At 64.8% G+C, this 13,330-nt stretch carries 15 protein-coding genes; 13 read left to right on the forward strand and 2 right to left on the reverse strand.

All coding sequences use genetic code 11. From position 1 onward, the window contains the following. Positions 1 to 167 precede the first annotated feature (167 nt). The 6 genes from infA to rplQ all read left to right on the forward strand — a co-directional run bounded on the left by infA (position 168) and on the right by rplQ (position 3,275). Positions 168 to 389 carry a translation initiation factor IF-1 gene (gene infA / locus ACRQFC_RS08855; RefSeq protein ID WP_016443080.1) on the forward strand — a complete coding sequence of 74 codons (222 nt, stop codon included), beginning with the start codon at positions 168 to 170 and terminating at the stop codon, positions 387 to 389. Positions 390 to 408: 19 nt separating this feature from the next. Further along, positions 409 to 525: a 50S ribosomal protein L36 gene (gene rpmJ / locus ACRQFC_RS08860; protein ID WP_016443079.1), complete on the forward strand. Its 117-nt coding sequence runs from the start codon at positions 409 to 411 to the stop codon at positions 523 to 525. 126 nt (positions 526 to 651) lie between these two features. Further along, a complete protein-coding gene (rpsM, locus tag ACRQFC_RS08865) occupies positions 652 to 1,026 on the forward strand; it encodes a 30S ribosomal protein S13 (protein WP_026428270.1) in 375 nt (124 codons plus the stop codon). A 29-nt stretch (positions 1,027 to 1,055) separates the two neighbouring features. After that, positions 1,056 to 1,466 (forward strand): 30S ribosomal protein S11, encoded by a 411-nt coding sequence (gene rpsK, locus ACRQFC_RS08870; protein ID WP_016443077.1) that lies wholly within the window; start codon positions 1,056 to 1,058, stop codon positions 1,464 to 1,466. Between the two features lie 190 nt (positions 1,467 to 1,656). Then, positions 1,657 to 2,658 (forward strand): DNA-directed RNA polymerase subunit alpha, encoded by a 1,002-nt coding sequence (locus tag ACRQFC_RS08875; protein WP_087070543.1) that lies wholly within the window; start codon positions 1,657 to 1,659, stop codon positions 2,656 to 2,658. A gap of 29 nt (positions 2,659 to 2,687) precedes the next feature. Beyond that, a complete protein-coding gene (gene rplQ, locus ACRQFC_RS08880; RefSeq protein WP_087070544.1) occupies positions 2,688 to 3,275 on the forward strand; it encodes a 50S ribosomal protein L17 in 588 nt (195 codons plus the stop codon). A 171-nt stretch (positions 3,276 to 3,446) separates the two neighbouring features. Here the strand turns inward: rplQ and ACRQFC_RS08885 are convergent, their stop codons facing one another. Then, the gene (locus ACRQFC_RS08885) at positions 3,447 to 4,298 is read right to left on the reverse strand and encodes an ROK family protein (protein ID WP_284883082.1); all 852 of its coding nucleotides are present in this window, start codon (positions 4,296 to 4,298) and stop codon (positions 3,447 to 3,449) included. Positions 4,299 to 4,437: 139 nt separating this feature from the next. Between ACRQFC_RS08885 and truA the strand changes: the two genes are divergently transcribed. The 5 genes from truA to glmM all read left to right on the forward strand — a co-directional run bounded on the left by truA (position 4,438) and on the right by glmM (position 10,079). Next, positions 4,438 to 5,313: a tRNA pseudouridine(38-40) synthase TruA gene (gene truA / locus ACRQFC_RS08890; RefSeq protein ID WP_101595385.1), complete on the forward strand. Its 876-nt coding sequence runs from the start codon at positions 4,438 to 4,440 to the stop codon at positions 5,311 to 5,313. Between the two features lie 120 nt (positions 5,314 to 5,433). Next, positions 5,434 to 7,011 (forward strand): LssY C-terminal domain-containing protein, encoded by a 1,578-nt coding sequence (locus ACRQFC_RS08895; protein ID WP_219619184.1) that lies wholly within the window; start codon positions 5,434 to 5,436, stop codon positions 7,009 to 7,011. A 364-nt stretch (positions 7,012 to 7,375) separates the two neighbouring features. Beyond that, positions 7,376 to 7,819, forward strand: coding sequence for a 50S ribosomal protein L13 (rplM, locus tag ACRQFC_RS08900; protein ID WP_087070545.1), 444 nt, complete (start codon positions 7,376 to 7,378; stop codon positions 7,817 to 7,819). A gap of 44 nt (positions 7,820 to 7,863) precedes the next feature. Continuing rightward, the gene (gene rpsI / locus ACRQFC_RS08905) at positions 7,864 to 8,352 is read left to right on the forward strand and encodes a 30S ribosomal protein S9 (RefSeq protein WP_016443070.1); all 489 of its coding nucleotides are present in this window, start codon (positions 7,864 to 7,866) and stop codon (positions 8,350 to 8,352) included. 380 nt (positions 8,353 to 8,732) lie between these two features. Continuing rightward, positions 8,733 to 10,079 carry a phosphoglucosamine mutase gene (gene glmM, locus ACRQFC_RS08910; protein ID WP_087070546.1) on the forward strand — a complete coding sequence of 449 codons (1,347 nt, stop codon included), beginning with the start codon at positions 8,733 to 8,735 and terminating at the stop codon, positions 10,077 to 10,079. Between the two features lie 111 nt (positions 10,080 to 10,190). On the opposite strand, the gene coaA is transcribed toward glmM, so the two are convergent. Then, the gene (coaA, locus tag ACRQFC_RS08915; protein ID WP_101595389.1) at positions 10,191 to 11,231 is read right to left on the reverse strand and encodes a type I pantothenate kinase; all 1,041 of its coding nucleotides are present in this window, start codon (positions 11,229 to 11,231) and stop codon (positions 10,191 to 10,193) included. 131 nt (positions 11,232 to 11,362) lie between these two features. Here coaA and ACRQFC_RS08920 point away from each other — a divergent pair, with 131 nt between their 5' ends. After that, the gene (locus ACRQFC_RS08920; protein ID WP_101595392.1) at positions 11,363 to 13,033 is read left to right on the forward strand and encodes a bifunctional ADP-dependent NAD(P)H-hydrate dehydratase/NAD(P)H-hydrate epimerase; all 1,671 of its coding nucleotides are present in this window, start codon (positions 11,363 to 11,365) and stop codon (positions 13,031 to 13,033) included. Between the two features lie 130 nt (positions 13,034 to 13,163). After that, positions 13,164 to 13,330 (forward strand): alanine racemase (locus ACRQFC_RS08925; protein ID WP_435710338.1); only part of this gene is annotated, 167 nt, incomplete at its 3' end.

Genomic DNA, 13,330 nt, shown 5'->3' on the forward strand with positions numbered 1-13,330 from the left:
AATTCTCGCACTACACGTGACCCATAACATCGCTGCCGCCCCTTACGTAGGGGCGGCTTCGTGCAGTAGTATTGAACGTCGGTGCCGTGTGCCCGTATGGCGCACGCTTGCGCACCGATTTTGATGTCCCGCACAATCCGGTGCGGGCAACACTGTTAGCGAGGAACATGGCGAAGAAAGACGGCGTCATCGAAGTTGAAGGTAGCGTGATCGAAGCGCTGCCCAACGCGATGTTCAAGGTCGAGCTGGAAAACGGGCACGAAGTTCTGGCCCATATTTCCGGCAAAATGCGTCAGCACTACATTCGTATCCTGCCCGAGGATCGGGTGGTTGTAGAGCTCACGCCCTATGACCTGAACCGCGGGCGGATTGTCTACCGCTACAAGTGATCAACAAGGAAAGTTATTCATGAAGGTCAAGCCGAGCGTTAAGCGCATTTGCGATAACTGCAAGGTCATTCGGCGCCACGGTCGCGTCATGGTGATCTGCAGCTCGAATCCGCGCCATAAGCAGCGTCAGGGCTAAAGCCCCGTTGCACCAGCACTGTTAGCCGCAAGGCAACCCCCGGTCCGGAGGCCGGGGCTCACGGATTAGAGACCCGTGGGAACAGCAGTGCCCGACACCTCCGGCATAACTAAGGGAGCTAAGAAATTGGCACGTCTCTCCGGCGTTGATCTCCCCCGCGAAAAGCGGATTGAGATCGCGCTCACTTACATTTTTGGCATTGGACGCACCCGCGCCCACGAGACCCTCGCCGCTACCGGGGTGAACCCGGATACCCGCGTGCGTGATCTCACTGAAGACGATCTGGTGAAACTCAAGAACCATATCGACGAGAACTACAAGGTTGAAGGCGACCTGCGCCGCGAAGTCCAGGCCGATATTCGCCGCAAGATCGAAATCGGTTCGTACCAGGGCCTGCGTCACCGTCGCGGCCTGCCCGTGCACGGGCAGCGCACCAAGACCAACGCGCGCACCCGCAAGGGCCCCAAGCGCACCGTGGCCGGTAAGAAGAAGGCCAAGTAGGCTTCGTCGTAGTTCAGGAGAAATAGATTATGGCTCGTCAGACTCGTTCTGCTAACGCCGGTGCGCGCCGTCCGCGTCGCAATCAGCGTCGTAATGTCACCGTGGGTCAGGCCCACATTAAGTCCACCTTCAATAACACCATCGTGTCCATCACCGACCCCACCGGCGCGGTGATCGCTTCCGCGTCCTCCGGGATGGTTGGCTTCAAGGGCTCGCGTAAGTCGACTCCCTACGCCGCGCAGCTCGCCGCGGAAAACGCCGCGCGCCAGGCCATGGAACAGGGCATGAAGAAGGTTGATGTATTCGTCAAGGGTCCGGGTTCCGGGCGCGAAACCGCGATCCGTTCCCTGACCGCCTCCGGGCTGGAAGTCACCTCCATTTCCGATGTGACTCCGCAGGCCTTCAACGGGTGCCGCCCGCCCAAGCGCCGTCGCGTCTAATACGCGTTTGGCCGCAACTGCGTCGTCGTTCTTAACGACGACGCCGCGCGCAGCGGCCCCGGCCGCTGCGGCACCCCTCCCAGGGCGCGGGCTTTGACAGGAAAAACCGCGCCCGAACCTCGCGGACAGACGGAGTTTCGCGAGGCTACGCAAACCTCATATAGCGGTTGTTTGCGGAAAGGAAAGAATCGTGCTTATTGCACAACGTCCCGTTCTGAGTGAAGATAAGATCTCCGAATTCCGGTCCCGGTTCGTCCTCGAACCGCTCGAACCCGGATTCGGGTACACGCTGGGCAATTCCCTGCGCCGTACCCTGCTGTCCTCCATTCCCGGTGCTGCGGTCACCTCGATTCGCATCGATGGGGTGCTCCATGAGTTCTCCACCATTCCCGGTGTGAAGGAAGATGTTGCGGAAATCATCCTCAACCTCAAGGAACTTGTTGTCTCCTCGGATAACGACGAACCGGTCCTCATGTACCTGCGGAAGACCGGCCCGGGCGAAGTAACCGCCGCGGATATCACCCCGCCGGCGGGCGTGGAGATCCTCAACCAGGATCTGCATATCGCCACCCTCAATGACAAGGGCAAGCTCGAAATCGACCTCACGGTTGAACGCGGGCGCGGCTACGTTTCCGCGGCTCTCAACAAGGGCGATAACGATGAGATCGGCCGCATTCCGATTGACTCGATCTACTCGCCGGTGCTCAAGGTTTCCTACAAGGTGGAAGCCACCCGTGTGGAACAGCGCACCGACTTTGATCGCCTCGTGGTGGATGTGGAAACCAAGGAATCGACGACCCCGCGGGACGCTCTCGCCTCTGCCGGCAAGACCCTCGTGGAGCTCTTCGGCCTGGCCGTGGATCTCAATGACGAAGCCGAAGGCATCGAAATTGGTCCGGCACCGGTGACCGAGCAGCGCTCCTCGGATCTGCAGCGTCCGATCACCATCCTCAACCTGCCCGCACGTTCCCAGAACTGCCTGCAGCGCGAAGGTATCCACACCATTGGGGAACTGGTGCAGCGTTCGGAAGCCGACCTGCTCGATATTCGCAACTTCGGGGCGAAGTCCATCGATGATGTCAAGGATGAACTGGCGAAGATGGACCTGAGCCTCAAGGATTCCGGATCGAGCTTCCTCGGTGGCGGATTCGATGATTTCGGGATGCAGTTCAGCGACGATTCTCAGGCCTGAGCAGCCACATAATTTACTAGGAGTAGACAATGCCTAAGCCCACCAAGGGTCCGCGCCTCGGCGGTAGCCCCGCCCACCAGCGCAAGATTCTTGCCAACCTGTGCAAGGAACTTATTCATCACACGTCGATCAAGACCACCGAAGCGAAGGCTCGCGCGGTGCGTCCCCACATCGAAAAGCTCATCACGAAGGCGAAGAAGGGGGATACCCACAATCGCCGCCTGGCCCTCAAGGTGCTGGGCGATCGTGAAACCGCCTACATCCTCTTCGAGGAACTCGCCCCGCTGTTCGCGGAACGCGAGGGTGGCTACACCCGCATCACCAAAGTGGGCAACCGCCGCGGTGATAACACCCCGATGGCCGTTATTTCGCTGGTGACCGAGAAGGTTTCCCCGAAGCAGGCGGTTGTCAAGGAAGCGGAAAAGGCCGCTGAGCGTGCCGCTGCCGCGGAAGAAGCCGAGTCGGCTGAGTCGGCGGAATCCGCTGAGTCGGCCGAAAGCGCGGAATCTGCTGAATCTGCTGAAAGCGCCGCTTCGGCGGAAAGTGCCGAATCTGCTGAATCGGCTCCCAGCGCGGACGAAGCTGCGGAAGCCGAGAAGGCCGAAGAAGCTAAGTAAGCTAGATAAGCGCCCGCGGTTGGTTCGGTCACGTGAGTAAACCGAACCGCCGGGAAGCTTGAGAGAAGGGCTTCGGAAACGTGAGTTTCCGGAGCCCTTTTCGCTGCCCGCAGGACGCGGGGCTACTGTTGCCCGCAGGAAGCGGATCTACTATTGCCTGCGGGAGCGGGGCTACTGTTCCGCACGAGCCCGCTCGGAGGCGGCCACCAGATCCCAAGCGCGCACCCCGCCACTCATCCCGGCGGCATTCGGAATAAAGACTACCGAGCCGCTCAGGCGTTCACGCACGCTCTCGGTGATACGCGCCGCGTTACCGCCTCCGAGGTAGAGGGTGTCCCAGCGAATTACCGGGTAGAGGGACTCAATAGCGCGGGCCACCTGCCGGCTCCACGCGGCATCGCCCAGGCGGATGCGCTCAATTTCGCCGATCACATCATCGTAGGTGAGGCCCCAGCGCAGCGGGGCATGTGAAAACTCCAGGTGCGGGGCCAGCACCCCGTTATCAACAATGGCATTGCCCAGTCCGGTTCCGAAAGTGAGGACCACTTCCAGACCCTGGCCGGTCACGGTTGCGGCAGCGGCTACCTCAGCGTCGTTGAGCACCAGGGTGGGCCGGGAAAAACGCGCGGCGAGGGCAGCGCGAATATCCAGGCCGTTCCAGGCGGCGTCCATCTCCGGATCGAGGCGGGTATGCGGGCCGGCGCGGCGAATGTAATGCGGGGTATAAACCACCACGCCGTGGCGGAGCATCCCCGGCATTCCCACCGTGAGGCGCTCGAAATCGCAGCCCTCGGCGCGCAGTGCGGCGGCATCCGCAGCAATGATATGTTCCAGGGCCGCGGGGGAGAAGGGGTAGCGGACCGGGGTGCGCCGGGCCGGTCCGATCTGGGTGCCGGCCGCGTCCAGCAGCGCCGTTTTGATACCGCCCCCGCCGCAATCAACCGCGAATGTGCGCGGTCCGGAAACAGCGGCCGCGGTGGTGGCGTTCGCGGCGTCCTCCGGGCTGGGCGCACTCGCGTACATCGGTGCGGTGCCGAGTGGGAGCGCCGGCTCCTCATTTTCGAGTACACGGCCCTCGGCTACGTGCCCCTCGAGCCCGCGGCCTTCTGGCGCGCGGCTCGCGGGTATGCGGGCGGAGGGCTCGGCATGGGAAACTGGATCCATGAGTGACACGCTAGCGCAAAACCTTCGGCTTCGGCTTGATCTTTCCTACGACGGTACTGAATTTCACGGTTGGGCGGCGCAGCCCGGCCTGCGCACCGTGGAAGGCACCCTCACCGAAGCCCTCGCCACGGTGTTGCGCGTGCCGGTCACCCTCACCGTTGCCGGGCGGACCGACGCCGGGGTGCATGCCCGCGGGCAGGTCGCCCATATGGATGTGCCGCGCGGGGCGCTCGCCGCGGCGGCGGGGCGCTCTCAAGATGACCCGACCCGGGTACTGGTGCGGCGCGTGCAGGGCCTGCTCGCGCGCGATGCGGGCGGCCCCCGGGGGAGTGCCGATATTGTGCTCCACAGCGCCCGCGAAGTCTCCCCCGATTTCGAGGCCCGTTTTTCCGCGGTTTCGCGCGAATACACGTACCGCATTGCGGTGGGTCACTTTGATCCCTTACGACGACGCGACGTCCTCTGGCTGGCCGGCCCGCTCGACCTCAACGCGATGCGGGAGGCCGCGGCCTCCCTCCTGGGCGAACACGATTTCCTCTCCTATTGCAAACCGCGCCCGGGGGCGACGACGGTTCGCGAGCTCCTGGCCCTGGACGTGGCTGAAGCAGGCGAGCTGGTAACCATCCACGCGGTGGCCGATGCTTTTTGCCATTCGATGGTGCGGACCCTGGTCGGCTCGCTGCTCCGGGTGGGCGAGGGGCAGCGCGACGCCGCCTGGCCACTCCGGCGCCTGCACGAAGCGAGCCGCGACGGCGAGGTGGTGGTGGCCCCGCCCCATCCCCTCACCCTGGAAAAAGTGAATTATCCTGAACCGAGTCAGTGGGCCGCGCGTGCAGCGGCATCCCGGGCTATCCGCACCCTGCTCGAGGATTAGCCGGGCGCTACTATTGCCCAAGCTCGGCGCGGCGAAACGTGCCGCCGCTGCTCCGCACGTGACGAGCATCGTCAATTCAGGCCGATTTAATGTGTCGTAGGCGCCGAGTAAAATCGAGGCGTGACTCAGGAACAAAGCGATGTCGGGCAAACAACGCCGGTGCTCTCGGTGCGGCACAGCGCTGACCAGCGCTGGCCAGTCCCCGCGCGCCCGCCCGCCTATACCCGCCTGCCCCGGCAGCGGCTGCGGCGCGGCTTCCCTTTGTATGCGGTCTTGGCGGGGCTGTTCGTCGTCGTCGCCCTGATTTATAGTTTCTGGCTGGCCGTGCTGCTTTTGCTGCGCGGGCTCCCCGGGCAACCGCTGTGGTGGCTGCACCTGCTGGTATTTTGGGCGCTCGCGGCGTATTTCGCTTTCCCGCGCCTCCACCAGCTGTTTTCGCTCATGTACGTGCCGGATTATTTCTTCGGGCGCACCAAAACGGCGGACGGCATCCTCGGGGACCCGGTCAATATCGGCTGGGAGGGCAGCGAGGCGGATATTCACGCGGCCATGCGGGCCGCCGGCTGGATCGAAGCCGAACCCATTACTTTCCGCACCTCTTGGCGGATAATTGTGGCCGCGGTACTGCGCCGCTCCTATCCTTCCGCACCGGTCTCCGATCTGTATTTGTTTTCCCGGAAACAAGAATTCGCCTACCAGCAGGAAGTGGATGGCAATGCGGCCCGGCGCCACCATGTGCGCTTCTGGCGCTGCCCGCCGGATTGGACGCTTCCGGGTGGGGAACGCATCACCTGGCTCGCCGCCGGAACCTTTGATCGCAGCGTGGGTCTGTCTATTTTCACCGGGCAATTCACCCACAAAATCGATCCGAATATTGATGCGGAGCGGGATTTCATTATCAATACGGTGCGCTACGCGGATCCCGATAGTCACGTGAGCGTGATCGAGCAGTATTTCAACGCCTATAGCTCGCGTAACGGCGGCGGGGATGAGATTCAAACCGACGGCGATCTTCCCATCCTCGATGTCACCGGCGCGGCCGCGCGCCTGGAGGAGGGGCTGGAACTGGAAGAGGAGCTAGAGTTGGCCCTCCCCGATGCCGAGGGAACGTGCGGTGAGGAAGCATGCGGTGAGGGAACGTGCGGTGAGCGCGGTTCCGGTAATGGTACGACGGCGCAGCCGGGCCGCGGGCGCTCTAGCCATCCGCGCGCGGGTCGGCAGGGTTCGGGATACCAGGGCCGGCGCCGGCAAACCGGCCCGGCTGGCAAACCCGGGTGGCGCAATTCCAGTGCCATGGCGGAAAAAGCCACCGAGCTGGCGCGCATCGCGGCTGAACACCGCGTCCCGCCCGGGGCCCTGCTCTTTTCCGCTGTCGCGATCACGGTGCTGCTGGGCGCCGCGCTGGTCACCGATATGCTTCCGGCTTCCGCGGTGGATGTGGTGCTCTACCTGGTTATGCTGCTGCTCCTGTTCGGGGTGGCCAACCATTCCCGAGTGGCCTGGGTACTCTTCCTTGCCTGCGAAGCGGGTATCGCCCTGCTCTACCTATTGCTTGCAACCACGGGGGAAACCGCGGCCATGTACCCGGCCGGGATCTCGGTGCTGGTGGTGCTGGCAATCACCGCGCCGCATGTGCGCCTGTGGGTCACAGAAGGCCGGGCCGAACCCGTGGTGGACCTGCCCACCCCGATTCTGTAATGCCAGATCCTGTAATGCCAGATCCTGTCATGCCAGATCCTGTCATGCCCGTTTCTGTCATGCCCGCTTCTCTAGCGCCCACCCGCACTGCCGCGGCGCGCAAGAAAGCGAGGCGGCGGGCCGGTGCGGCGTCGTCGTACTTTCCCGCGCTAAAGCGCCGGTGGAGTACCTCACAGCGCCGGCAAAGCTTTGACCGACATAGGAGCTACGGGTATGATAGAGCGTTGTTGTCCATACCATCGGCGCGATGCTTATTCCCACTCGTCGCGCGCTGTGAAGGGCACATCTAACTTTTGACCGTTACGGTTTCGCCCGCCACCACGGCGGATGTTCGGAACCAATATCAGAAACGAAGGCTACGCACGTGCGCACGTACACTCCTAAGCCCGGCGACATTGAGAAGAAGTGGTACATCATTGACGCCACCGATGTTGTCCTCGGGCGTTTGGCAGCTCAGGTTGCCGCCCTGCTCCGTGGGAAGCACAAACCGAATTTTGCTCCTCACATGGATACCGGCGATTTCGTTATTATCACGAATGCGAGCAAGGTGACCCTCACGGGAAGCAAGGCAACGCAGAAGATGGCTTACCGGCATTCCGGTTACCCGGGGGGCCTCAAGGCCACCTCGTACGCCGAACTCCTTGCCTCGAATCCCGAGCAGGCCGTTATTAAGGCGGTGCGCGGCATGCTTCCGCACACATCTCTCGGCCGTCAGCAGCTGAAGAAGCTGAAGGTTTTCGCCGGCGCTGAGCATCCGCACGGAGCTCAGAAGCCCGAACCTTACGAGCTGAAGAAGATCGCCCAATAAGCGAGTCGCGTTCGGCCGCTTTTTTCGGAACAGGATTTACATCAATGTCAGAAACTCAAATTGACACCCAGGTGGAGGAGGAGTTCAGCGGCTCCTACACCACAGAGACCGAAACCCCCAAGGTCGGTCAGGGTGTATCCGCCGCTGTCCCGGGTCAGGCACTCGGCCGCCGCAAGGAAGCCGTTGCCCGCGTCCGGCTCGTCCCCGGCTCCGGGGAATGGAAGGTGAACGGCCGCGACCTGGCCGATTACTTCCCCAACAAAATCCATCAGCAGCTCGTGAAGTCCCCCTTCACCCTGCTCGATCTCGAAGGCCGTTTCGATGTTATCGCCCGTATCAACGGCGGTGGCATTTCCGGCCAGGCCGGTGCGCTGCGTCTTGGCATCGCCCGCGCCCTCAACGAAATTGACCGCGAAGCGAATCGCCCGGCCCTCAAGAAGGCCGGTTACCTCACCCGCGATGCTCGCGCGGTGGAACGCAAGAAGGCCGGCCTGAAGAAGGCCCGCAAGGCTTCGCAGTTCTCCAAGCGTTAAGCTTCGGCGTTATGCGCCACTTCGGCGCAGCGCTCAGTTTTTACAAGGGAGGTCCTACTTCGGGGCCTCCCTTGTTGTATATGGCGTGCTCGAGGTGCTTGTGTGAGGGGTGCTTGTGCTCCGTTCGCTGTTTGCTGTTCGCGGTGCGCGGTTCGCTGTGCTCCGCGCGCCGTTTGGCCACCCCGCGTCCACCCCGCGTTCCTTTTTCCGCCGGCCGGCCGCGCGCGTTACAGTAGAACACAGCGCACCCGCGGTGCCAACCAGGCCGGCCAGCTTCAACAAGCTCCACAGCCGCCCCGGTTCCGGGCCCCGCGGGCGAAGTAGAACAGAGGGAAGCACATAGGTGCGGCACCGGCCGCGCCCCGGCGAAAGGCTGAGTAATGCCACGACTTTTTGGAACAGACGGCGTCCGCGGACTCGCAAACCGCGCACTCACGGCGGACCTCGCCGTGAAATTGGGTGAAGCCGCGGCCCGGGTCCTCACCCGCGAATTCGACGGGGAAGGCCGCCCGCGCGCGGTCATCGGCCAGGATTCGCGCGTCTCGGGCGGGATGCTGTCCCAGGCGGTGGCGGCCGGGCTCGCCGGCGCCGGGGTGGACGTGGAACACGTGGACGTTATTCCCACCCCCGGCATCGCCTTCCTCACCGCGGAAGGCGGCTATGACCTGGGCGTCATGATCTCCGCTTCCCACAACCCCATGCAGGACAACGGCATTAAATTCTTCGCCAAAGGCGGCTTCAAACTCGAAGACAGCCTCGAAGACGAAATCGAAGAACTCCTCGGCACGGACTGGGGCCGCCCCACCGGCGCCGGCATCGGCCGCATTAGCGATACCGCGGAATTCGGGGATCGCCTCTACCTCGACCACCTCACCACCGCGATCACCACCCGGCTGGACGGCCTGACCATCGTCACCGATTGCGCGAACGGTGCCACCTCCGCTATCGCACCCGAGGCGCTGCGCCGCGCCGGAGCGAAGGTTATTGTTATTAACGCCGATCCTTCCGGATACAACATTAACGACGGCTGCGGCTCCACCCACCCGGAAGCCCTCCAGCGCGCGGTCGTGGATAACGACGCCGATTTCGGGGTGGCTTTCGACGGCGACGCGGACCGCTGCCTCGCGGTTGATCACGAAGGCGAGCTTGTGGACGGCGATCAAATCATGGCGATCCTCGCCCTCGCCCTCAAAGACGCCGGCAAACTCGCGAAAGACACCCTCGTCGTCACGGTCATGTCCAACCTCGGCCTGCTCCTGGCCATGAAGGAGCACGGCGTGCGCACGATCCAAACCGGGGTCGGGGACCGCTACGTCCTCGAAGAAATGCGCCGCGGGGGCTACAGCCTGGGCGGCGAACAATCCGGCCACGTCATCTCCCTCGAAAAAGCCACCACCGGTGACGGCTCCCTCACCAGCCTGCTCCTCGCCCAGCAGGTCGCGGCATCCGGGCGCAGCCTGAAAGAGCTGGCCAGCGTGGTCACCCGCCTCCCGCAAATCCTCGTCAACGTGCCAAATGTGGATAAAGCCGCGGCTTCCACAAACGAGCAGGTCCAGCGCGCGGTCCGCGAGGCCGAGGAGCGCCTAGGGGAGACCGGCCGGGTGCTGCTGCGCCCCTCGGGCACCGAGCCGCTGGTGCGCGTCATGGTCGAAGCCGCCACCCAGGAGGAGGCAGACGCCGTGGCGCACGAACTCGCGGACGTGGTCGCCACGAACCTCGCGCTATAACTTTTGCGGTGCGCGCCGCGCAGTATTTTTTACGACGCCGCCGCCAGGTAGCTTGCGCCCCGGCCCGCCTACGCTGCTGGCCGGGGCGCAGCCTAGCTATGGGCCGGGCGGCTACAACTTACGCAGGTGAATGCGCTGGACCCGGTGGTCGGCGCCCTTGCAGAGCATAATATCGGCGCGCTCGCGGGTGGGCTGAATATTCTCCAGCAAATTGGGCAGGTTGATGGCGTTCCAGATGTCAAGGGAGCGGGCCCGCAGCTCGGCGTCCGGCATATCCGCAAATTGGTGGAAATAGGCGCCGGGCAGATTAAAAGCGACGTCGCGCAATTTGAAAATACGCGAGAGATACCAGGTTTCCAGATCTTCCGGGGAAGCGTCCACGTAAATCGAGACGTCGAAGAAATCGGAAACGGCGGTGAGGTTCCCGGTGTAGAAAGCGGCATCCGTGGGAGTCACGCGCGCGGGGGCGCCGGGCCGCGAATCAGCTCGCTTGCCGGCCGCGGTGCCGTCCCCGGCATTCCTGTTCGGCCAGCCGGCTGCCAGCAGTGGCGGCTGGAGCACATTGAGCCCTTCCAGGATGAGAATATCCGGGTGGGCCACCACCTGGTGCTGACCGGGCACAATATCGTAAATAACGTGATCGTAGCGGGGCACCTCCACGCGGTCCTCCCCGGATTTGACCCGCCGCAGAAAATCAAGAAGCGCGGCGTGATCATAGGATTCCGGGAAACCCTTGCGGTCCATGAGGCTGCGCTCTTCCAGCACCGCATTGGGGTAGAGGAAGCCATCCGTGGTCACCAGGTCCACGCGGGGTGTGTAGGGCCAGCGCCGAAGCAACTCTTGGAGAAGTCGCGCCGTCGTCGATTTTCCTACCGCAACCGAACCGGCAATACCGATCACAAAAGGCGTGCGCTGTTCGCGCAAACCCAAAAAATCCGAAGTTTTGCGGTGCAGATCGCCGATTTCCTGGGCGTACATTTGCAGCAGCGCGGAGAGCGGGCGGTAAATAGCATCCGCTTCGGCCAGGTCAATCGGGTCGCCCAGGGCTTTCAGGTGCCGCACATCCGTGTGCGTGAGGGGGAGGGGCGCGTTCTTGGCGAGGGCGCTCCATTCGTCGTGCGTGAAGGTGACGAGGTGACGGTTGGACTCCATGGGGCCAGCCTACTAGCTGGGCGGCGGGGTGCGCGGGCGCGGGTATCGCGGCGCAGGTGCGCGGCTCCGCTTGCGGTTCGTGACCGCGCCGGCCCAGCTCCGGGTGCGCGGGCGCGCGTTACCATACCAGTATGTTGCGTACCTATGATGCCGCGACCGTGCGAGCCGCGGAAGAACCCCTGTTGGCGGCCGGCGAGCCGCTCATGGCCCGGGCCGCTCGGGCGCTCGCGAATGCGATTATTTGGGAGCTGCGCCGTCGCTCCATCCGCGTGAGCGGGACCCGCATCGCGATTTTTGCCGGGGCGGGTAATAACGGCGGGGACGCCCTCTACGCCGGTGCATATCTGGCGCGGCGCGGGGCCACCGTGGTGGCGGCGCTTCCGCTGCCTGCTTATCACCGCGCGGGGGCGCAGGCTTTGGAGCGCGCCGGCGGCACCCTCATCCGCGAGGCCAGCGCGGCGCAGGCGGTTGAGCTCGCGCGCCGCAGCGCCGTCTGGGTGGACGGGCTGCTCGGCATCGGGGCGCGTGGGCCGGCGCGCGAACCGCTGGCTTCGTGGCTTGCCGCGCTGGAATCCGAGCGTCTGGCCAGCCCGGTGGAACCGCTCGTGGTCGCGGTGGATACTCCCTCCGGGATCGGGGTGGACGACGGCGCCCTGCCCGGCCCCTACCTCTCCGCCCACCTCACCGTGACCATGGGAGCAGCCAAGGCCGGGCTGGTGCTCGACCCGGCCCGCCGGGCCGCGGGGCGCATCGAGGTGGTGGAGCTCGGCTTCGCCCCTCACCTGGGCGAACCATCCGTGCTGCGCCTGGGTGATTCCGATGTGGCGGACCTGTGGCAGGTCCCCGGCGCGGACGACCACAAATACACCCGCGGCGTGGTGGGGATCGTGTCCGGTTCGGTGCAGTACCCGGGTGCGGGTTTATTAACGACGACGGCCGCTCTCGCGGCGGGACCCGGGATGGTACGTTACCTCGGTGAGAATGAGGTCGCGGAGCTGGTTATCACCGCGCATCCGGAAGTGGTGGCGGCCCCGGGGCGGATCCAGGCCCTCGCGGTTGGTTCGGGCGATCCTCCGGGAGCACCGGCCCTCCTGCACGCCGCGCTTAAAGACGGGTCCCCGGTGGTTGTGGATGCCGGCGCTCTGCCCACCATCGCCGATATGGCGGCGCGGGCGGGCGTGCGGTTCGGCGAGCACGTGGTGCTCACCCCGCACGCCGGGGAAGCCGCCCTACTCGCCGCGCAACTGGATCTCCGCGACGGGGATGGCAGGCCTTTTAGCCGCGCGGTGATTGAGTCCTGCCCGGTGGCGGCCGCGCGGGCTCTGGCGGCCCGGTTGGGGGCGACGGTGGTGCTCAAGGGATCCGTTGATGTGGTGGCCAGCCCGAGCGGACAGTGCTACGCCCAGGGCGGGGCGCCGGGCTGGCGCGCCGTGGCCGGGGCTGGCGATGTGCTGGCCGGGCTCATCGGAGCCATGCTCGCTCAGCACGCTGTGGTTGGCGAGCACACGGAGGTTGCGGGGCACACTGAACTCACCGAGCCGGCAGATGGCGCGGGCGGGCCCACCGCAATCGATGCACCCGCTGCGACTGCCTGCCTGGCACCCGGGGCGGCCGCCCGTATTGCGGCCGCTGCCCTGCACGTTCATGCCCGCGCTGCCGCGCTCGCGGCCGGAACACCTTTCGCCGCGCCGGCGCGGGGCGCGCTCGGGGAGCCCGCGCCCGCGCCGGGCCGGCCTATCAGTGCAGCCCAGATCGCCGCGCGCATCCCGGAGGTCATCGGCCAGATTCTGGGCGGCGCGTAGAATACAGGCACGCCCGCGCCGCGGCCCGCGGCCGGCAGCTCGCAGCGCGGCTCGCCCGCAGGTGACCAGCGCGCCGCAGCTCGCCAGTCCCGCCCCGCACTCCTATCCGCGCCTCAACAGGAAGAACACCATGTTTAGCCTTGATCCCGCAGTTTTCACCTCCCGAGCTACCATCAGCCTGGGTGCGCTCGAGCAGAACCTCACCCGGGTACGGGCCCATCTCACGGGCCAGAAAATCATGGCGGTTATCAAAGGTGATGCCTACGGCCACGGGTTGCTTCCCGCCGCGCGCGCATT

This window comes from Actinotignum inguinis, assembly GCF_051265835.1.
Taxonomy (GTDB): Bacteria; Actinomycetota; Actinomycetes; order Actinomycetales; family Actinomycetaceae; genus Actinotignum; species Actinotignum timonense.